This window comes from Citricoccus parietis (genome assembly GCF_042433045.1).
Taxonomy (GTDB): Bacteria; Actinomycetota; Actinomycetes; order Actinomycetales; family Micrococcaceae; genus Citricoccus; species Citricoccus parietis.
Map to the genome: position 1 here is coordinate 64,950 of NZ_JBHLWH010000005.1, position 20,610 is coordinate 85,559.

Genomic DNA, 20,610 nt, shown 5'->3' on the forward strand with positions numbered 1-20,610 from the left:
CGCATGACCTTCACGACGATGGCCGTCCGCCTCCGCGTGGCCGCACACCAGCCCGCAGTGGTGCTCGGGCTGGGCACCCTGCTGGTGCTGGCCGTGCTGGTCGTCGCGCCGATCGTCGGACTGGTCAACTCCACGCTCACAGCCGGCAACCGAGAGGCCTGGTCGGACGTCTTCGCCTCGCGGCTGTCCGAGAACCTGCTGTGGGACCCCCTGGGGAACTCCATCCTCATGGGGGTCACCACCGCGGTCCTGTCCACCGTGATCGGCGGGTTCCTCGCCTGGGTGGTCGTGATGACACGCATCCGCGGACGGGCGGTGCTGGGAGTCCTGGCCACCATCCCGTTCGCCCTGCCGAGCTTCGCCCTGGCCCTGGCCTGGGAGTCGGTGTTCCGCAACGACCTGGTCGGCGGGTCCACGGGGATCCTGTGGAACCTGGGCTTCCAGGTGCCGGACTGGCTGGCCTGGGGACCGGTCCCGGTGGCCCTGACGCTGACCGCCCACTACTTCTCGCTGTCCTTCATGTTGATCGCGGCGGCCCTGGCGTCCGTGAACGGGGACCTGATGGAGGCCGCTGAGATGACCGGGGCCTCCAAGCTCAGGGTCGCCCAGGACATCGCCCTGCCCGTGGTCGCACCCGCCCTGGTCTCCGGCGCGCTGCTGGCCTTCGCGGAGGGTGTCTCCAACTTCGTCACCCCGGCCCTGCTGGGGCTGCCGGTGCGCTTCCACACCCTCTCGACCCGGCTGTACGGGTCCATCACCACCGGAGACACCCCCCGTGGCTACGTGCTGTCGATCGTGCTGATCGTGGTGGCCGCCATGATCATGTACACCTCCACCCGGGTCACCGGGGGCCGGCGCAGCTTCGCGACGATCACCGGCAAGGGGGGCCGCCAGCGTGGGATAGCCCTGGGTGCCTGGGGCTGGCCGGTCGGGGCGCTGTCCTGGCTCGTGGTGGCCTGCACCACCATCCTCCCCGGGATCGTGCTGGTGCTCAGCTCGCTGGCCCGGCGGACCGGTGACTTCACCGCCGGGCTCACCCTGCACTACTGGATCGGCGGCTCGGACCCGTCGATCGCCCAGGGGCAGCGCGGCGTCCTGAACAATCCGCAGATCCTCCAAGCCACGGCGAACACCGTGCTGCTGGGCGTGTGCGTGGCCCTCGGCGCCGGCCTGCTGGGCCTGCTGATCTCCTACGTGGTCACCCGCCGCCGGCACCCGAGGTGGATGATCGGGTCACTGAACGTGCTCTCCTTCGTGCCGTTCCTCATCCCCGGCATCGCCCTGGGCGCGGCGTTCATCGCGCAGTTCGGAGCACCCATCGGCCCGATCCCCAGTCTCTACGGCACCTTCACCATCCTCGTGATCGCCGGGATCGCGGCCACCATCCCGTTCGCTGTCCGATCCGGCACGGCGGCCATGAGCCAGGTCTCCACGGACATCGAGGAGTCCGCCGTCATGGCCGGGGCCGGAATGGTCCGGAGGCTGAGGTCCGTGATCGCCCCGCTCACCGCGCGGGGCCTGTTCACCGGCGGGGTGCTGGTGTTCGTGCAGATGGTCCGTGACCTGTCCCTGGTGGTGCTGCTGGCCACCCCGGCCATGCCGGTGCTCGCCGTGCTGACCTATCAGTACTCCTCGGAGAACTTCACCCAACTGGCCAACGCGGTCACCGTGATCATCGCGGTGATCTCGGTGGGCGCCACCCTGGCTGCCCGTCGGTTCGAGGGCGCTGCCCAGCCCTGGGCACAAAAGACCACGGCCCCCTGAGGGCGGACCTGATCTGGGCGACCCGGTCCCCGACCTCCCAGAACCGCCCCCCGTACCGAAAGGACTCCCCCTTGAAGGACCCTCACGCGACCGCCGTCCGCGCTCGGCCCGGCGCTGTCCACGACAGCACCACACCAACCACCACAGCCACGTCCCGTCCCAACGGCTCTGGCTCCGTGACCGTCACAGGACTGCGCAAGGACTTCGGCGGCTCCGTCGCCGTGGACGGCATCTCCTTCACCGTCCCAGCCGGGGCGTTCCTGGTACTGCTGGGCCCCTCGGGTTGCGGCAAGACCACCACCCTGCGCATGCTCGCCGGCCTGGAACAGCCCACCGGCGGGCAGATCAGCTTCGGAGACCGCGTGATCGCCCGCGGGGACGGGACCGTCAATGTCCCGGCCGCCCAGCGCGAAGCCGGGTTGGTCTTCCAGTCGTATGCCCTGTGGCCGCACAAGACCGTGCGGGACAATGTGGAATGGCCGCTCAAGGTCGCGAAGTGGGCGGCGGGCCGGCGGCGGGAGCGGGTGGCCGAGGTGCTGGACCTGCTGGCCATCTCCGAGCTGGCGGAACGGTACCCCGGGGAGATCAGTGGTGGTCAGCAGCAGCGCGTGGCCATCGCGAGGATGATCGCCCCGGAACCGAAGATCCTGCTGTTCGACGAACCCCTGTCCAACCTCGATGCCAAACTACGCGTGGACACCCGCGGTGAGTTGATGCGCATCCACCGTGCCACCGGCGCCACCAGTGTCTACGTCACCCACGACCAGGTGGAGGCGATGACCATGGCCACCCATGTGGCGCTGATGAAGGACGGCAGGATCGAGCAGTTCGGCTCGCCCCGCCAGCTGCTGGAGAATCCCCGTACCGCGTTCACGTCCACCTTCATCGGCACCCCGCCGGCCAACGTCCTGCCGTGCACCGTCATCGGAGGCCGGATGATGGCTGACGGCCCCGCGACGGCGGCGCGGCTGGACTGCGGGCCGGCGCCCGCTGGTGTGGCCGAAGGGGAGAACGTGCAGGTCATGTTCCGGGCCACCTCGATCACGCTGCAGCACACGCAACCCACGCAACCCACGCAACCCACGCAACGGACCGTGCCGACGTCGGGTCAGACGAGCCACAGGACTATCCTCGATGCCCTCTTCGCGGACCAGGCACCGCTGGCGGACCGGTGGGTGGTCGGCGTCGATATGCCCGGCGGCAACCGCCTCAGCGTCATCCTTCCCTCCCCGGTGGGCCTCGGTCCCGGCGAACCGGTGCAGCTGATCTTCCCGGACGAGCCCGACGCCGTCTTCGGCCCCGATGGCGTGGTCGTGGGCGGGGCCCGGCGATGATGCGCCTGATCCTGGTACGGCACGGCGAGACCACCTGGAACCTCGATCGGCGGTTGCAGGGCCAACGGGACATCGGCCTGTCCACGACGGGACGCGAACAGGCCTTCGCCCTGCTGGGCGCCATCCGGAGACTGGCCCCGGAGTACGTGGTGTCTGCGGAACTCGCCCGCGCCCGCGAAACCGCCGAACTGCTCGGGGCAGGGCTGGACGCCACCGACGACCGGCTCAACGAGGCCTTCCTGGGCTCGTGGGAGGGATGCCATTCGGCCGAGCTGAAGGCCTCCACCCCGGAGCTGTACGAGCAATGGCGGGCCGGGCAGTACGAGCCGCCGGGCGCAGAGTGCTTCGCGGCACTGACGGACCGCGTCGTGACGGGTGTGGACCAGGCCATCCGAGACGCACACGCCCGAGGGCTCAGGACCCTCATGGTCGTCACGCATGGAGGACCGGTCCGCGCCTACCTGCGGGCCGCCGTCGGACTCGATCCTGCCCGGACGGTGCCGAGCCATCCGGCGAGCCTGTCCTCCGTGGATGTGGACCCGTCGGCGGACTCACCGAGTCTCGCCGGGACCGCCAGGCTGAGGCTGTTCAACTTCGCGCCCGCCTTCTCCTCGCTGGACCCCTCCGACTGAGTCGATGGCCACCGCCGGGGGACCATTAGGCTGGGCACATGGACCCGTCCACCGCACCACCCTTCCCCCGCCCGTGAACCGGCTGTTCCGTTCGGCCCTGGGCCTGTTCGCCGCACCACGGCTCAACGTGCGGGAGGACTACGCGAAGGTCCGGCGTTTCCAGCAGCGCGTGGCCGCGCTCTCGGGACCGCGCTATCGGCCCGTGTACCGGCAGACGGCGGCTGATGTGGGAACCCATCGTGTCCCCGTGAGGATCTTCCAGCCGAAGGAGAAGCGGCGGGACGAGGTCCTGCTCTTCTTCCACGGCGGCGGCTGGGTCACCGGTGACATCGAGAGCTACACCCCGGCCTGTGCCACGATGGCTGACCTCACCGGCTGCGTGGTGGCCTCCGTGGACTACCGGCTGGCCCCGGAGCATCCCTTCCCGGCGGGCCTGGAGGACTGCTTCCACGTGGCACGGATGGTGTTGGAGGATCCGCGGCGGGCCGGGATCGACTCGGCCGCCAATGTCGTCCTCGTGGGCGACTCCGCCGGCGGCAACCTGGCGGCCGCTGTCTCCCTGATGTTGCGGGAGCGCGGCCACCGCGGTGCGAGCCGGCAGATTCTGCTGTACCCGGTGACCCACTGGGACCACGACCCGGCGACCTCCCCGTTCGCCTCGGTTCGCCATCATGGTGAGGACTACCGGCTCACCTCCACGGAGGTCCAGGACTACTTCGACCTGTACGTGCCCGACCGCCAGCAGCGCCGCAGCCATCTGGTCGCGCCACTGATGGCTCCGGACCTGTCCGGACAGCCGAAGACCCTGCTGGTCACGGCGGAACTGGACCTGCTCTGTGATGAGGGCGAGGCCTACGGCGAGGCCCTGGCAGAGGCAGGAAACGAGGTGCGGGTCCACCGGGTGGGCGGGGCGTTGCACGGGTTCATCGCGCTGCCCCGGTTCTCCCGTTCCCTGCGGGAGGCGTACGAGGTGATCAACGTCTTCCTCGACGAGGACTCTCCTGTCGGTGAGCAGCCTGTCGGTGAGCAGCCTGTCGGTGAGCAGCCCGGCAGTGCAGGCCACCCCGGCCACCCCGGCCACCCCGGCCACCCCGGCCCTCAGGACACACCATGACCGGGCGGACCTGGGCGCGGCTGGACAACGCCTCCAACATCTTCCTGGCGGCGCGGACCGATGCCGATCCCAAGGTGTTCCGCCTCAGTGCGGAAATGGACCACGAGGTGGATCCGCAGCTGCTGCAGGAGGCCCTGGACGCCACGTACGCTCGGTATCCGCTCTACCGTGCGGTGCTGCGGCGCGGAGTGTTCTGGTATTACCTGCAGGACAGCGACCTGCGTCCCCTCGTCAGCGCGGAGGTCCAGCACACCTGTGCCCCGATCTATCAGGTGGACCGGCGCACCCTGTTGTTCCGCGTGCTGCACCACGGCCGGCGGGTCAACCTCGAGGTGTTTCACGCCCTGTCCGACGGCACCGGGGCGCTGTGGTTCCTCTCTGACCTGGTGACCGCCTACCTCGGGTTGCGCTATCCGGAGGTGGAGCGGGCACTCGGGGCAGCCCCCGAGGCCGGTGCAGGCGAGCCCGGGGCTCCCGTCGGCACGGCACGGGCCGAACAACTCCAGGAGACTCCGGTCCACGAGCTGACCGCCGACAGCTTCGCGCACTACTTCCGCCGGCGCCGCCGGGACCAGGCGCCGGCCACCGGTGCGGACCGGCCGCCGCGGAAGCGGGTGCACCGGGTCAGGGGCACCCGCACGCCGGACCACCGCACCCGTGCCGTCGAGCTCACCCTGCCGGCCCGGGACGTGCTGAGCCTGGCCCGGGCCGAGGGCGTCTCGCTCACCATGTATCTGACCGCCCTCTTCTTCGAGTCCGTCCGCCGGTCCTCGGGTGGACTGGGCCGGAACCGCACCCTCGCGGTCTCGGTGCCGGTGAACCTGCGCCAGTTCTTCCCCTCGACGTCGGCGCGGAACTTCTTCGCCGCCGTCCGGGTGGAACACACCTACGGCGAGGGCGAGGACGACGTCGGCTCCGTCGCCCGCCAGCTGGAGGGCCAGTTCCGCCCGAAGGCCACCCCGGAGGCCCTGGAGAGGAAACTGCGGCGTTTCATCCGCTTCGAGCGGACGCCCGTGTTGCGGGTGGTGCCGCGGCCGCTCAAGGACCTGATCCTGGGGGTGGTCAACCGAGTCAACAACCGCGGCCTGACCGTCGCGATCTCCAACATGGGCCGGGTGAGCCTGCCGGAACCGGTCGACTCCCACGTGGGCCGCATGCTGCTCCACGTCTCGGCGGCCCGCCCCCAGTTCTGCGCCGTTTCCCACGCCGGCCTGCTCACGGTCAGCTTCTCCTCACCGTTCACCGAGACGGGACACATCAGGGAATTCGCCCGGCACCTCACCGACCACGGGATCGCGGTATCCGTGGCCGCGGCGCGCGTCACCGAGGAGGAGCTCAGATTGGTGGAGACAGGAGTGGATACAGGGGTGGAACCATGAGGCGCTGCCCGGAGTGCGCCGTGGACATCGAGGGCGCCTGGAGCCACTGCCCCCTGTGCGCGGCCCCGACCTTGGCCCCAGCCTCGGGCTCGGGCGAGGGCTCAGGCGAGGTCACCCCGAGTCCGTTCCCCGCAGTGCCCCTCCAGTTCTCCCGGCGTCGAGTCCTGAGGGCCCTGTTCCTCGCCTCGATCGCGGTGATCCTCGCCTCGTTCACGGCCCAACTGCTGTTCAGCCGGGACCTGGACGGCATCGGGGTCCTGCGTTCCGTGTGGCTGGGCGTCAGCGCCATGTGGCTGGTGGTGCTGATGGCCGTGCGCAAGCGGCGCAACCTCGCCAAGAGCACCGTGTACCTCGTGGTGCTGGTCGGCCTGGTCTGCGTGTACTGGGACTACCTCACCGGATGGCTCGGCTGGTCGCTGACCTATGCGGTGCCCATCGTCTGCGCCTCGTCCATCATCGCCCTGCTGATCACGGTCCGGGTGATGCGCATCGAGGTGGGCGAGCACATCGTCTACAGCGGCCTGACGGTGCTGCTGGGCCTGGCGCCGCTCGGGTTCCTGCTCTTCGGCTGGGTCACGACCCCGCTGCCGTCGGCGATCTGCGGTGCCCTCAGCCTGCTCGCCCTGGTGCTGCTGCAGCTCGGACGGGGTCGGCAGGTCCGCCACGAACTCGCCAAGCGGCTGCACCTGTAGACCCCGCGCAACCGGTCCGCCGTCCGGTCATCCGCTCGGATGCGGGTAGTCCACCGTGCGGCCCTGGAATTCCAGGATCGCGGGGTTGAGGACGACTCCGTCACGTATCTCGATGGCCCGGCTGATGGTTTCGCTGCCGGCCCAGGCGCTGGGTCCGCCCATGACGATGTCCAGGAAGGGCAGCAGGGCATCGCTGATCTCCCAGCTGGCCGAGTTCCACAGGTACGAGGGGCTGTGGTCCACCGCGTAGTAATCGATGGTCCCGCCCACCGTGAACATGGGATCGGCGAACGTGGTGGGACGGGCCCATTCGAACGCCATGCCCTCGTCGCACGAGACATCCACGATCAGGCTGCCGGGCCGGAAGGCCTCAAGATCGTCGGTGCGCAGGTAGAGCAGTGGGGCATTGGGATCCTGCAACGTGCAGTTGACGACGATGTCACTCTCGGCCAGGAAGGGAGCCAGCGGGACCCGTCCGCGGTCATCGGTGATGACCTCGCTGAGATAGGGGCCACCGTCATGGTCGAACTGGATCATGTGCGCGGAATGGATGGGTGAGGCGACAGAGGCGACCTTGCGGTTGGTCAGCACACGGACATCCGAGATGCCGTGGGCCTTCAGGGCCGTGACGGCTCCCCGTGCCGTGGCACCGAATCCGATCACCACGGCACTGAGCCGGCGGCCGTAGTCCCCGGTGACACCGGTCAGGGCCAGGGAATGGAGCACGGAGCAATACCCGGCCAGTTCGTTGTTCTTGTGAAAGACGTGCAGTGAGAAGCCGCCGTCACTGGCCCAGTGATTCATGGCCTCGAAGGCGATCAAGGTCAGCCGGCGGTCGATGGCCTGCTGGGTGAGTTCGCGGTCCTGCACGCAGTGCGGCCATCCCCAGAGCGTCTGACCGTCTCGCAATTCAGCCAGGTCTGCCGCCTGCGGCTTGGCCAGCAACACGGTGTCGGCGGCGGCGATGACGGCCGCCCGGTCAGCCACCGCACCCACCAGCTCAGCGAGGTTTGCGTCCGAGTAACCGAACCGCTCGCCGTAGCCCTCCTCCAAGACAATCCTGCTCCGTACGGAGGGATCGATGCGTTGCAGGTGGTCCGGGTGCAGGGGCACGCGGTACTCGGCGGTCTTCCGGGTGGTCCCCAGCACGCCGAGGACAGGATGATTCGATGGTGCCATGGTGCACGTCCATTCTGGGGTGCCGCAGTGGCACCGCACACATCAGGCTATACCGGCCCGGGGGTTCCAGCGGCGAGCAGGCTGCAGGAGGTACTGGTGTGGGGCCGCACGGCTCAGTGACCCGGCGGCCGCCACCCTGGATCCCGGCCGGACAGGCCCAGCACCCGGTCCAGCTGGGGTGCGTCCGCCGGCACCGGGACCCGGGGTCCGAAGAGCCCCTCCCGTTCGCCCGGCTCCTCCGGGATCCCGGCGCAGAATTGCTCGACGGCGTCCAGGGCCTGTTGCTCCACCGCATAGTCCTGACCGGTGGCCACCGCCAGGTCCCAGCCGTGCAGCACGACCTCGTCGAGCGCGACCAGCACCGCCACCTCGGCGGGCATGGTCTGCGCTCCGGCCGTCGTCGTTCCGGTGCGTGCCCCGGTCTCGTTCCAGGCGGCGGCGAGGTTCTCCAACTCGGCCGGCAGGGTCTCCCGCCAGTCCTCGGGGAGTTCCAGCCGCGACGGGTCCGGGGCGGTGTGGGTGGTCGGTCCGTCGATCTTCCGGGCGGCGTCACGGAAGGCGATGGCCAGGCCGTGCAGATGCGCCAGGAGCAGGTGGACGGGCATCTGGGGGCACGGCGTGGGGGCGTAGTGGTGCGCGTCCTCGATCCCGCGCACCACGGCCGCCACCCTCCGCGTGCTCTCGGTGAGGTCGATGCTGGTCATGGTGGGTCCCTCTCTCGCTAACGGGCCGGCGTGGTGGTGCCGAAGGTCTCGGGGTCCACCGGGCGGGCGTGCCGTGGCAGCTTCTCCACCACCAGGCGGTAGGAGTCGAGCACGAGTTCCTCGACCAGTCCGCCGGTGATGGTGTCCCCGCCGGTCACGGTGATCCAGTGCCTCTTGTTCATGTGGTAGCCGGGGGTGATCTCGGGATGGGCCTGGCGCAGTGCGCCGGAGTCCTCGGGTTCCGCCTTGAGGTTGACGATCGGTTCGCCGTCCAGCTCGGCCAGGAACATGAACATGCGGCCCTTGACCTTGAACACGTCGCTGTCCGGGCCGAAGGGCTGGTCCACGGTGACGGCGGGGAATTTGAGGGCCGCATCCCGGGCGATCCGGTGCACTGTGGTTCCGTTCATGGTGTCCGTTCCCCCGGTGGTCGAAGGGGGTCGAATCCCCTCCGCCATCTTCAGACTATGCCCGAGCGGGGGCCTTGCCGCAAGGCCCCCTGGTGCTGCCAGAATCAGGGCTCGAATCTGATCGGAGCCGCACCGTGACCACAGCCCACCACCGCACCAGCACCTCAGCCTTCGCGCTGCCAGAGCACCTCTCCGCCAAGGCAGATCCGGACCTGATAGCCGACGACGACGCCCACTTCGCGGCCATCGCCGCCGCCCTCGAACGCCGGCGTTCCGAGGACGGCCGCCGCCTCGACGCCCTGCGCCGGCAGCCGCGTGGCAGCGGCGAGTACGCCTTGGAGCGGGATGCCGAGATCCGCCGGCTGTCCTCCCGCCTGCTCCTGCTCCAACGGTTCGGTCTGGACCTGGTGCTGGGCCGGATGGTCCCGTCCGACGGCAGCGGCACCACCGTCTACGTGGGCCGCACCGGCCTGACCGACGGTGACGGTCACCGTCTGCTCATCGACTGGCGCTCCCCCGCGGCTGAGCCGTTCTTCGCCGCCACCCACGCCCATCCCCTCGGCCTGGCCAGCCGCCGCCGCTACCGGTGGAGCCGCGCGCGCATCACGGACTACTGGGACGAGGTCTTCACCACGGAGAGACTGTCCGGCGGACTGCAGGCCCATGCCGCACTCGACGACCAGTCTGCCTTTATCGCCAACCTCGGGGCCCAGAGGACCGGGCGCATGCGGGATGTGCTCGGCACCATCCAGGCGGACCAGGACGCGATCATCCGCGCCGGATCGCACGGGGCGCTCGTGGTCGACGGCGGCCCGGGCACCGGAAAGACCGTCGTCGCCCTGCACCGCACGGCCCACCTGCTCTACTCCGACGAGCGGCTGCGCCGCCACCGTGGAGGCGTGCTCGTCGTGGGCCCCCACGAGCCCTATCTGGCCTACGTCGCGGACGTGCTGCCCTCACTCGGCGAGGACGGGGTGCTCACCGCGACGGTGCGCAGCCTGCTCCCGGAGGGGGCAGCGGCTCCCGCCGAGGCGGCTCCGCGCGTCGCCGATCTGAAGTCCCGCCGCGACCTGGTGGACGCCGTGGAGCCGGCGGTCCGGCTGTATGAGGAACCTCCCGCCGAGGCCCTGCTGGTGGAGACACCGTGGGACGAGGTCTGGTTGTCCCCCGAGGACTGGGCCGAGGCCTTCAATGCCCTCGACTCCGGTACCCCGCACAACGAGGCGCGAGAGGACGTCTGGACAGCGCTGCTGCAGATCCTGGTGGAGGCCCACAGCGCTGGAATGGACCCGGACGCCGCCCGGGACGAGGAGAACGGCGAACCGTCCACCGAACAGCTGTACCGGTCCTTCGATGCGAACCGTGGGCTACGGGAGGCCTTCGCCCGCGCCTGGCCCGTGTTGCGTGCCGAGGAGATCGTCGGCGACCTGTTCACGGTGCCCGCCTACCTGTCCCGGTGCGCGCCCACACTGGAGCCGGACGAGGTTCGGTCCCTGCAGCGCGCGGACCCTCAAGCGTGGACACTGGCCGACCTGCCGATCCTGGACGCGGCACGCCGCCGCATCGGTGACCCGGACACAGCCGGGAAACGCCGTGCTCGCGACCGGGCACGCGAGCGCCACCAGGCCGCCATGGACCGGGTGATCGACGACCTGGTGGCCGCCGACGACTCCGACCTGCAGCTGATGACGACCCTGAAGACCGAGGACATCCGGGACAGACTCATCGTCGACGAGGACCTGCCGGCGGAAGCCCGTGACCCGCTGGCCGGACCCTTCGAGCACATCGTGGTGGACGAGGCGCAGGAACTCACCGATGCCGAGTGGCAGATGCTGCTGGACCGGTGCCCGTCCCGCAGCCTCACCATCGTCGGGGACCGCGCCCAGGCCCGGCGGGGGTTCACCGAGAGCTGGCGGCAACGGCTGGAGCGCGTCGGGGCTGGACCGGTGGAGATCGCCACGCTCAGGATCAACTACCGCACACCCGAGGAGGTCATGGCGGAGGCGGCCCCCGTGATCCGGGCCCAGATCCCGGATGCCAACGTGCCGACCTCGGTCCGGGCCTCGGGGAACGCGGTGCGCCACGGCACCGTGGACGAGCTGGGCCAGGTGCTGGACGCCTGGCTGGAGGAGCACGACCAGGGTGAGGGCACCGCCGTCGTGATCAGTGCGGACGGGACCACCGCGGCCGGTCCGGTTCAGGGCGGGGCGCCGGGCACGGCGGTGCGGGACCGGGTGCGGTCCCTGACGCCCGCCCTGGCCAAGGGCCTCGAGTTCGACCTGGTGATCCTGGTCGACCCGCAGGAATTCGGTACCGGGATCGAGGGTGCCGTAGACCGGTACGTGGCCATGACCCGGGCCACCCAGCAGCTGGTGATCCTGGAGGACTGAGGGCCGTCCTGGAAGACTAGGCTGGAAACCAGACGTACCGGTTGTCTCAATCAAGGGTGGATGTCCATGTCAGGAGTAGTCGCAGCCCACGGTTCCTTCGATCCCCGCCGCGGCCAGCGGATGCTGGACCGGTTGGCCCACCGCGGACCGGACGGGGCGGGCAGCCGGGAACTGGGCCGGTCCTGGCTCGGCAGCAGGTACCTGTCCATCGTCGATCCGGTCTCCGGTGACCAGCCGCTGTCCGGCGGACGGGACGGCGGACTCTGGGTCGTCGGGGACGGCCTGATCCACAACCACCGCCGGATCCGCGAGCGGCTGGGTGACGGGCGTTTCCGCACCGACTCGGACCTGGAAGCCGCGATCGTCCTCGTCGAGGAGCACGGCCCCGAGGCCTTCGGACACCTGTGGGGACCCTTCGCCCTGGTGGTCGCCGGAGCGGACGGCCGATTCGCCGCGGCCCGTGACATCCTCGGGCTGGCCCCGCTGTACTGGGTGCACGAGGGCGAGACGGTGGTGTTCGCCTCCGAGCTGAAGGCCTTCGACGAGGATCAGCGCCCCGCGGTGCGGCCCTTCCCGCCCGGACACTGCTGGACCCCGCAGGAGGGGCTCAAACCCATCCGGCGCTTCCCCGGCACCACTCCGGTGCTCCTGCAGAGCCGGTCTGCGGACGACGAGCCCCCGGCCTGGGTGTTCGATGCCCTGCGCGAGACCCTGATCCGGGCCGTGGACCGCAGCCTGGCCAGCCGGCAGCGTCCCGGGGTGTTGCTCTCCGGTGGTGTGGACTCCAGCATCATCACCGCCATCGCAGCCCGGCGCGGCGACTGGACGTCTGCACCGTTGAAGACCTTCGCCGTCGGGCTCGAGGGCAGCGGGGACCTCGCCGCCGCCCGGATCGTGGCCGAGCATTGCGGCACGGACCACCACGAGCTGGTCTACACCGCCCAGGACGCCATCGAGGCGGTGCCCGAGGTCGTCGCCGGGCTCGAGTCCTTCGATCCGAAGCTCGTGCATTCGGCGGTGCCCAACTACTTCGTCTCCCGCCTGGCGTCCCTGCACGCCAAGATCGTCCTCGTGGGTGAGGGCGCCGATGAGCTCTTCGCCGGTTACACCCACTTCGGGCGCCATCGTGACGGATCCGAATTGCACGCGGAACTGCTGGAGACCCTGCAGGGCATGCACATCGGCGGCCTGCAACGGGTGGACCGCGTGGCCGGTGCCCTCGGGGTGGAGCCCCGCCTGCCGTTCCTGGACTTGGACATGGTGGAACTGGCGATGGCCCTGCCCCCGGAATGGAAGCTCGTGGGACGGGACCGGCCGGCCAAGTGGTTGCTCCGCAAGGCCTTCGACGGGTGGCTGCCGGACGAGGTGCTGTGGCGCCGCAAGGAACAGTTCGGCGAGGGCACCGGCATGAACGACGTCCTGGCCGAGCACTTCGGCCAGACCGTCAGCGACGACGACCTGGCGGCCGAGGCGGACGCCCTCACCCCTCCGGTGCGCACCCGGGAGGAACTCGCCTACTTCCGGATGTTCGAGGCCGTCCTGCGCGGCGTCAACGCCCAAGAGACCGTCGGCCGGTTCCCGGAGGCCTGATCAGGTCCGGGAACCGGCCGACCTTGGATGCGATGGCGGTGGCGGTGCGGTCAGTGACGGTGCGGTCAGTGACGGCGGCGGTCAGCCGCCGATGAGGCCCTGGTCCTGGAGCCACTCCTCGGCCACGTCCCGCGGATCCTCGCCGTCGGTGTCGACCTTGCCATTGAGCTCCATCATGGTCTCGTTGGTGAGCTTCTCCGAGATCGGGGCCATGATCTCGGCGATCGCCGGGTACTCGTCCAGGGTCTCCTGGCGCAGGGTCATGGCCCCCTGGTACTCGACGAAGAACTCCTGGTCGTCCTCCAGGATCACCATGTCGTTCGACGCGACCCGGGCGTCGGTGGAGAACACCTCACCGAACTCGCAGGTGTCCCCCACCTGCGTGTAGATCAGGTTCAGTTCGAGCTCCACGACCTCGGAGAACTCGAAGCCGTAGGCCTCCTCCAGCCCGGGCAGGCCGTCATCGCGGTTGATGAACTCGCTGGCCGCGCAGACGCGGGCCTGGTCCGGGTTCGCATTGATGAACTCCGCCGCGTCGGACTGGGTGACCAGAGAGTTCTCGTCGGCGAAGTCCTGCTTGACCGCGATGCGGTAGGTGTTCTCGAACGGGGCCGCGTCCAGCCAGGCGATGCCGTTCTCCGCGTCCGCCTCCGAGACGGCCGCGAACAGGTCCTCGGGAACGTCCTCGGTGGTGTTGCCGAGGATGTTGACCCAGCCGGTGCCGGTGTAGTCCCAGTAGAAGTCGATCTCATCCGTCTCCAACGCCTCGCGGACGGTGGCGCTGCCCGAGATCCCGGTCTGGTCCTCGATGCTGGCCCCCGCGTCCTCCAGGGCAAGCGAGGTGATCTGGGACAGGACGACGGACTCGGTGAATTCCTTGGAGCCCGCGGTCAGCTCGGCCCCATCCAGCGCGCCGGCGTTGGCGCTGTCTCCGCCGCCGTCGCCGCCGCCACAGCCGGTCAGCAGCAACGCGGCCACCGCCGTCAGGCCGATGCCGCCGAGCGTGGTCTTGCGGGTTGTTGCGTTTCTCATGTCAGTTCCTCATTTCAGTACGATCACTGGGTGATCGGTGCGATCAGGGTGCGGTCAGGATGCGGTCACGGTGCGTTCGTTCAGGTCCTGGCGGACCGGAGTCCCTTGGGCTGCAGCAGGTTCTCTGCCAGTCCGGCGAGGTAGTCGATGAGCAGGGCCAGCACCGAGGTCAGCACGGCACCGACCACCTGCACCAGCACGCGGTTGGTGGACAGTCCGGCCATGATGACGTCACCCAGTCCACCGCCGTTGATGTGGGTCGCCAGCGTTGCCGTGCCCACGTTGATCACCAGGGCAGTGCGGACGCCCGCCAGGATCACGGGCACGGCCAAGGGCAGTTCCAGGCGACGCAGGACCTGGAACCGGGACAGGCCCATGCCCCGCCCTGCCTCGAGTACGTTCTCGTCCACCTGCTCCAGTCCGACCATGGTGTTCAGCAGCACCGGGATGATCGCGTAGAGCACCAGGCCGACGATCGCGGCCTGGAACCCGAGGAACAGGAACATCACGGCCAGCAGCACGAGGACGGAGATCGTCGGCACCGCCTGGCCCAGGGTCAGGAGGGTGATGATGAACGGACGGATCCGGCGGGTGAACGGCCTGGTCAGCAGGATGCCCAGGGGGACGGCGATCAGGAGCGTGATCACGGTGGACACCGCGGTGAGGGCCACGTGCTCCCCCACGGCCGTGGACAGCGCGGCGGCGTTCAGGGAGCGTGCCTCGATCGAATCGAGGTCGCGGCCGCTCACGTAGAGGTACAGGGAGACCAGGACGACGGCCAGGATGAGGGGCATCGTCAGGTAGCCCACCCATCCGCGGCGGGCGGCGGAGGGCGGGGTCTGGGTGACGACGTCGGCGTCCCGGACCCCGGCGGGGGTGGCCGTGCTCATGGCGTCGTCCTCCCGTCCGCGAATTCGGTGCGGGCCTCGGCGACGGCCGAGTGACGCATGGAGCGGATGGCCTCGTTGATCTGCTCGATGTCCACCACACCCAGGTGCCGACCGTCCTGATCCACCACGACGGTGACGGCGTAGCGGGCGGCGATGAGCTCGTTGAGCGCATCACTCAGGGTGGCCCGTGACTCCACGACGGCCTGGGGCACGGTGCCGATCCGGTCCAGGGGCTGCCCCTCGCCCCGGCGGAGGTCGTCGGCACCGACCCAGCGGGCCGGGCGTCCCTCCGTGTCCAGCACGAGGACCGCACTGTGGTCCGATTCGCGCAGCACCCGGTGTGCCTGTTCCACGGAGTCCGCGGCGGACACCGTGGGCCACGGCGCGAGCTCGATGTCCCGGACCCGGGAGAGGCTCAACCGCTTCAGCGAGGCGCCCCCACCGATGAAGTCACGGACGAAGTCGTTGGCCGGGGCGGTGAGGATCTTCTCCGGGGTGTCGTACTGGGCGATCGAGGACCCCTCCTGCAGGATCGCGATCCGGTCCCCCATCTTGATGGCCTCATCGATGTCATGGGTGACGAACACGATCGTCTTGCGCACCTCGGACTGGAGGCGGAGGAACTCGTTCTGGAGGCGTTCGCGGGTGATGGGGTCGATCGCCCCGAAGGGCTCGTCCATCAACATGACCTGCGGATCGCCGCCGAGGGCGCGGGCGACTCCGACGCGCTGCTGCTGCCCGCCGGAGAGCTGCTTCGGATAGCGGCCGCGGTACTCCTCCGGATCCATGTTGACCATGCTCAACAGCTCGTCCACCCGGGACTGGATGCGGGCGGCGTCCCAGCCCAGCAGCTTCGGCACGGTGGCCACGTTCTCGCCGATGGTGAGATGCGGGAACAGGCCCGTCTGCTGGATGACGTAGCCGATCCTCCGGCGCAGCTGGTCCGCATTCGTGGTGGTGACGTCCTCGCCGCCGAGGATGATCCGGCCGGAGGTCGGTTCGATGATCCGGTTGATCATCTTCATGGTGGTGGTCTTGCCACAGCCCGAGGGTCCCACGAGGACCACGATCTCGCCGGCGTGGATGTCCAGGGTGAGTCCGTCCACGGCATTGCGCTGCGTCCCGGGGAAGCGCTTGGTCAGGTTCTCGAGGCGGATCATGACCTCTGGTTCCGGAGTGGCCTGCGGTGTCTGGGTCATCGGATACCTCGCGAAGTAGTGAGTCGCTGGACGGTGTAGAAGATCAGGTCGAACAGGACGGCCAGCACGATCACGCCGAGGGTGCCGGCCAGCACCATGTTCACGGCCACGGGGGTTCCCACCCGGGCCAGGCCGGTGAAGATCATCTCGCCGTAGCCCGGTCCGTTGACCACCGCGCCGATGGCCGCGATGCCCAGCAGCACAAGGGTGGTGACCCGGACGCCGGTGATGACCACTGGCCAGGCCAGCGGCAGTTCGATGCGCAGCAGGCGCTGCCGCCGGTTCAGTCCCATGCCCTGGGCGGATTCGATGACGGCCGGGTCCACTTCCCGCAGCCCGGTGATCGTGTTGCGCACCACCGGCAGCAGTCCGTACAGCACCAGGGCGAACAGCACGGGCGGCCAGCCGAGGCCGAGCGGCCCCAGCAGCAGGATGAACAGGGCGAAGGACGGGATGGTCAGGAACGTCCCGGTGATCGCGAGCACGAACTCCCGCGGACGCTCCGTCCGATAGGTGGCGATGCCCAGGGCCACGCCGATGACGGTGGCGATGAGGACTGCTGCACCGACGATCGCGGCGTGCGCCAGACCCATCTCGAGCAGGTCGTCTGCCCGGTTCCCCAGGAACTCGAGGAATTCCACGGCTGCCCCCTTTCGAGACGAATAATGCCTGATGACGACTATAGTTCAGCGACTTTCCGCGGTACGTCTCAGTAGGTCAGGCGGACGGCGGCCTCCCGCAGGTAGCGGTCCACGAGCGAGTAGGCGTCCCGGGTCAGGGCGCGCCACAGTTGCAGCGCCAGCGCCGGATCGTCCTGTTCCAGCACCTCGATCGCCTCCGGGGTGAGGACCATGATCTCGACCTCGCCGACGGCCTTCTCGGTGGTCTCCTGCCGGTCCGCGGTCCCGAGGGCCAGCTCGCCGAACGTCATCCCGGCCCCCAGCGTGTTCAACCGCACCCGCTCACCCAGGGGGTTGGTGGCGATGGTGTTGATCTGTCCGGAGACGATGAAGTGCACGCCGCCGAAGCGCTGCCCGACCCGGCGGATGACGTCCCCGTCCTCGTGGAACCGGTGCTCCATCAGGGCGGCCAGCCGTTCACGGTCGGCCTCCTCCAGGAGGTCCAGGGCCGGCGACTCGGTCACCGGGACCCGCTCCGTGGCCGAGATCGGCGCGCCGTAGCGTTCCAGCAGGGCGTCCTCGCAGTATTCGACCGCCTCACCGAGGCCCTGGAAGACCGGCACCGGGGCAGCGTGACCGTGAGGGCCGGCGTCGGGGTGCACGATCAGGGCGGGGGCCTCCTCGCCGGTGACGAGCACGAGCTCGCGTCCGGCCGCGGCCAGCTGACGTTGGAGGCCGGTGATCATCTGGCGGGCGAGCCGGCCGGCGTCGTACACCTGCCGCAGGTCCAGGACCACGAAGACGACGCCGTCCTCCAGTTCGCTGACCGCGCGGACCAGCGATTCGGTGCCGGCGAAGAAGAGGTCACCGGTCACCTCGATGATGCGGGCTCGGTCTCCGTAACGCTCCAGCACCTCGGCCTCCTCCTCCGTGCGCCGCACACGGGAGGGGAACCGGGAGATCTCCATGGTGTCCTTGACCGCGGACCGCCCGCTGCGGGCGGCGCGCACGAAGTGCATCTCCATGTCCTTCGACACCCGCCGGCAGGTCTCCAGCCCCCGGACGCTGTTGCCGTGCCCGTCCAGCGGGGGCGAGAAGACGGCCAGGCCGGCCTGTCCGGGCAGCACGGCCAGCGTCCCGCCGCCCACCCCGGACTTCGCGGGCATGCCGACGCTGCTGACCCAGGCGCCGGCGTCGTCGTACATGCCGGAGGTCATCATGACGGACAGGACCCGTTCCACCACGTCGATCTCGAAGACCTGCTCCCCGCTGACCGGCTGCGTGCCGCCGTTGGCCAGGGTGGCCGCCATCAGGGCCAGGTCACGGCAGGTGACCTGGACCGAGCATTGGCGCAGGTAGTTCTCCAAGGCGCGGCTAGGATCGTTCTCGATGACCTCGACGGAGCTGAGCAGATAGGCCAGCGCATGGTTGCGGTCACTATGCCGGATCTCCACGTCGAAGACCGAACGGCTGCTGGACAGATCCCGCCCGGCGAAGCGGGAGTAGGTGTCCACGATCCGGCGCACAGCGGACCTGCCGCCGCCGCCACGGATCATCGACGCGACCGCCAGCGCCCCGGCGTTCACCATGGCGTTCGGCGGCCGGCCCGTCACCGGGGCCAGGGAGATCTGGTTGAACGGGTCCCCGGAGGGTTCCACGTCCACCTTCTCGTCCACGGCGTCGAAGCCGTAGTCCGCCAGGGCGAGTCCGTAGCTGAACGGCTTGGAGATCGACTGGATCGAGAACTCCTGGTCGGCCACCCCGACCGAGTAGACCCGGCCGTCCACGGTGGCCAGGCAGATGCCGAAGTCCTCCGGGTTCGGCTCCCGACCCGGGGGGTGCACCTGGTACGGCTCTCCCCCGCGCAGGCGCTGGACGTCAGCGAGCAGCGACTCGAGGTACTCCTGGATGGGCGATTCCATGCCCCAACCGTAATAGCCCGGGTCAGGCGTCGATGACGACGACCGTCAGGACGGGCGCCCGGCGGTAGGCACGATCGAGGTGACGGGCCACGGTGTCGCCGATCAGCTGCTCGAGCTGGTCGAGGTCGTCGATCTCGGACACGGACGGCTTCGACAGCGCGATCGAGACCTTCTTGGCCGCACCGTCGAAGATCACCTTGTCCTGGATGAAGCCCTTGGTGACGAACTCCAACGGCTCGGCGAGCTGGTTGGTGTCCGCGTCCACGAGGGCCACGACCGTCACAGAGCCGCCTTCCTGCAGCGACGTGCGCTCCTTCAGGGTCTCCTCGGTGACCTTGCCGACGGTGTGGCCGTCCACGTAGACCAGGCCGGCCTCGACCTGACCGGAGACAGCCGCCTTTCCGTTGACCAGGTCCACGGTGGTGCCGTCCTTGACGACCAGCACGCGTTCCGGGGCGATGCCGGTCTTCACAGCCAGTTCGGCGTTGGCGTGCAGGTGCTTGGATTCACCGTGCACGGGCATGACGTGCGTGGGCTGCACGATGTTGTAGCAGTAGACCAGCTCGCCGGCGGAGGCGTGTCCGGAGACGTGCACCTTGGCATTGCCCTTGTGCACCACCTTCACGCCGAGGTCGGTGAACTTGTTGATGATGCCGTAGATGGCGTTCTCGTTGCCGGGGATCAGGGAGCTGGCCATCAGCACGGTGTCGTCCGCGCCCAGCTTGATCTGGTGGGTGCCGTTGGCCATCCGGGACAGGGCGGCCATCGGCTCGCCCTGGGAACCGGTGCTCACCAGCGTCACCTTGTTGTCCGGCATGGACTGCAGCTTCTTGAAGTCCACCACGAGCCCGCGCGGGATCTTGAGGTAGTCGAGTTCCCGGGCGATGCCCATGTTCTTGACCATGGACCGGCCCACGAAGGCGACCTTGCGGCCGTGGGCGTGCGCGGAGTCCAGGACCTGCTGGATCCGGTGCACGTGGCTGGCGAAGCTGGAGACGATGATCCGCTTCGGTGCGGTGGCGAACACCTGGTCGATGGCCGGGGTCAGATCGCGCTCGGAGATCGTGAAGCCGGGCACCTCGGCGTTGGTGGAGTCGGTGAGGAAGAGGTCCACGCCCTCCTCGCCCAGACGGGCGAAGTGCCGCAGGTCGGTGATGCGCCCGTCCAGCGGGAACTGGTCCATCTTGAAGTCACCGGTGTGCAAGACCAGGCCGGCAGGGGTGCGGATGGCCACGGCCAGCGCATCCGGGATGGAGTGGTTGACGGCCACGAACTCGAGTTCGAAGGGACCGGCCTGGTGGAGGTCCTCGGCCTCCACGTGGACCGTCACCGGCGTGATCTTGTGCTCGGTGAGCTTGGCGGTGATGAACGCCAGGGTCAGCTGGGAGCCGATCAGGGGGATGTTCGGGCGTTCCTTGAGCAGGTAGGGCACGCCGCCGATGTGGTCCTCGTGCCCATGGGTCAGCACGATGCCGACGATGTCATCCCAGCGACCCTGCAGGGACGTGAAGTCCGGCAGGATGACGTCGATGCCGGGCTGGTGCTCCTCGGGGAACAGCACACCGCAGTCGACGATCAACAGCTTGCCGTTGTACTCGAAGACGGTCATGTTGCGACCGACCTCGCCGAGGCCGCCCAGCGGCGTGACCCGCAGCCCCCCGGAAGGAACGCCGGACGGGGACTTGGACTTGCGGGGCGAACGGGCCAAAGGATCACGCTTTCATCGGGATTGTTTCAAGACAGGGGGACCATGCCGACT

Annotated in this window: 17 protein-coding genes; 8 read left to right on the forward strand and 9 right to left on the reverse strand. The window is 69.2% G+C overall.

Annotated elements, in window-relative coordinates:
- The first annotated feature begins 3 nt into the window (after window positions 1-3).
- The 6 genes from ACFFIO_RS01110 to ACFFIO_RS01135 all read left to right on the forward strand — a co-directional run bounded on the left by ACFFIO_RS01110 (window position 4) and on the right by ACFFIO_RS01135 (window position 6,915).
- Complete coding sequence (locus tag ACFFIO_RS01110) at window positions 4-1,764, forward strand: ABC transporter permease (protein ID WP_378039845.1); 1,761 nt, start codon at window positions 4-6, stop codon at window positions 1,762-1,764.
- A 71-nt stretch (window positions 1,765-1,835) separates the two neighbouring features.
- On the forward strand, window positions 1,836-3,098 hold the full coding sequence (locus tag ACFFIO_RS01115; RefSeq protein WP_378039846.1) for an ABC transporter ATP-binding protein: 1,263 nt from the start codon (window positions 1,836-1,838) through the stop codon (window positions 3,096-3,098).
- Window positions 3,095-3,730, forward strand: a complete 636-nt coding sequence (locus ACFFIO_RS01120; protein WP_378039847.1) for a histidine phosphatase family protein — start codon at window positions 3,095-3,097, stop codon at window positions 3,728-3,730. The genes ACFFIO_RS01115 and ACFFIO_RS01120 overlap by 4 nt, the downstream gene beginning before the upstream one ends.
- Window positions 3,731-3,803: 73 nt before the next feature.
- Entirely contained in the window at window positions 3,804-4,844 is a 1,041-nt protein-coding gene (locus ACFFIO_RS01125; protein WP_378039848.1) for an alpha/beta hydrolase, read from the forward strand.
- Window positions 4,841-6,223: an alcohol acetyltransferase gene (locus ACFFIO_RS01130; protein WP_378039849.1), complete on the forward strand. Its 1,383-nt coding sequence runs from the start codon at window positions 4,841-4,843 to the stop codon at window positions 6,221-6,223. Before ACFFIO_RS01125 ends, ACFFIO_RS01130 begins: the two co-directional genes overlap by 4 nt.
- Complete coding sequence (locus ACFFIO_RS01135; protein WP_378039850.1) at window positions 6,220-6,915, forward strand: DUF6320 domain-containing protein; 696 nt, start codon at window positions 6,220-6,222, stop codon at window positions 6,913-6,915. Before ACFFIO_RS01130 ends, ACFFIO_RS01135 begins: the two co-directional genes overlap by 4 nt.
- A gap of 27 nt (window positions 6,916-6,942) precedes the next feature.
- Here ACFFIO_RS01135 and ACFFIO_RS01140 read toward each other — a convergent pair whose 3' ends face one another.
- From ACFFIO_RS01140 to ACFFIO_RS01150, 3 genes are all read right to left on the reverse strand, one after another.
- Complete coding sequence (locus ACFFIO_RS01140) at window positions 6,943-8,094, reverse strand: N(5)-(carboxyethyl)ornithine synthase (RefSeq protein WP_378039851.1); 1,152 nt, start codon at window positions 8,092-8,094, stop codon at window positions 6,943-6,945.
- Window positions 8,095-8,207: 113 nt separating this feature from the next.
- Window positions 8,208-8,798: a TIGR03086 family metal-binding protein gene (locus ACFFIO_RS01145; protein ID WP_378039852.1), complete on the reverse strand. Its 591-nt coding sequence runs from the start codon at window positions 8,796-8,798 to the stop codon at window positions 8,208-8,210.
- Window positions 8,799-8,815: 17 nt separating this feature from the next.
- The gene (locus ACFFIO_RS01150) at window positions 8,816-9,208 is read right to left on the reverse strand and encodes an MmcQ/YjbR family DNA-binding protein (RefSeq protein ID WP_378039853.1); all 393 of its coding nucleotides are present in this window, start codon (window positions 9,206-9,208) and stop codon (window positions 8,816-8,818) included.
- A gap of 134 nt (window positions 9,209-9,342) precedes the next feature.
- Here ACFFIO_RS01150 and helR point away from each other — a divergent pair, with 134 nt between their 5' ends.
- Together helR and ACFFIO_RS01160 are read left to right on the forward strand one after the other, a co-directional pair.
- A complete protein-coding gene (gene helR / locus ACFFIO_RS01155) occupies window positions 9,343-11,598 on the forward strand; it encodes an RNA polymerase recycling motor ATPase HelR (RefSeq protein WP_378039854.1) in 2,256 nt (751 codons plus the stop codon).
- Window positions 11,599-11,664: 66 nt separating this feature from the next.
- Window positions 11,665-13,188: an asparagine synthase-related protein gene (locus ACFFIO_RS01160; RefSeq protein ID WP_378039855.1), complete on the forward strand. Its 1,524-nt coding sequence runs from the start codon at window positions 11,665-11,667 to the stop codon at window positions 13,186-13,188.
- A gap of 81 nt (window positions 13,189-13,269) precedes the next feature.
- Here the strand turns inward: ACFFIO_RS01160 and ACFFIO_RS01165 are convergent, their stop codons facing one another.
- The 6 genes from ACFFIO_RS01165 to ACFFIO_RS01190 all read right to left on the reverse strand — a co-directional run bounded on the left by ACFFIO_RS01165 (window position 13,270) and on the right by ACFFIO_RS01190 (window position 20,559).
- Complete coding sequence (locus ACFFIO_RS01165; RefSeq protein ID WP_378039856.1) at window positions 13,270-14,220, reverse strand: glycine betaine ABC transporter substrate-binding protein; 951 nt, start codon at window positions 14,218-14,220, stop codon at window positions 13,270-13,272.
- A gap of 80 nt (window positions 14,221-14,300) precedes the next feature.
- Window positions 14,301-15,110, reverse strand: coding sequence for an ABC transporter permease (locus ACFFIO_RS01170; RefSeq protein WP_378039857.1), 810 nt, complete (start codon window positions 15,108-15,110; stop codon window positions 14,301-14,303).
- The gene (locus tag ACFFIO_RS01175; protein ID WP_378039858.1) at window positions 15,107-16,309 is read right to left on the reverse strand and encodes a betaine/proline/choline family ABC transporter ATP-binding protein; all 1,203 of its coding nucleotides are present in this window, start codon (window positions 16,307-16,309) and stop codon (window positions 15,107-15,109) included. Before ACFFIO_RS01175 ends, ACFFIO_RS01170 begins: the two co-directional genes overlap by 4 nt.
- A complete protein-coding gene (locus ACFFIO_RS01180) occupies window positions 16,306-16,950 on the reverse strand; it encodes an ABC transporter permease (RefSeq protein WP_188806807.1) in 645 nt (214 codons plus the stop codon). The genes ACFFIO_RS01175 and ACFFIO_RS01180 overlap by 4 nt, the downstream gene beginning before the upstream one ends.
- A 68-nt stretch (window positions 16,951-17,018) precedes the next feature.
- Entirely contained in the window at window positions 17,019-18,851 is a 1,833-nt protein-coding gene (gene glsA, locus ACFFIO_RS01185; RefSeq protein ID WP_378039859.1) for a glutaminase A, read from the reverse strand.
- Window positions 18,852-18,873: 22 nt separating this feature from the next.
- Window positions 18,874-20,559 (reverse strand): ribonuclease J, encoded by a 1,686-nt coding sequence (locus ACFFIO_RS01190; protein WP_378039860.1) that lies wholly within the window; start codon window positions 20,557-20,559, stop codon window positions 18,874-18,876.
- Window positions 20,560-20,610 lie beyond the last annotated feature (51 nt).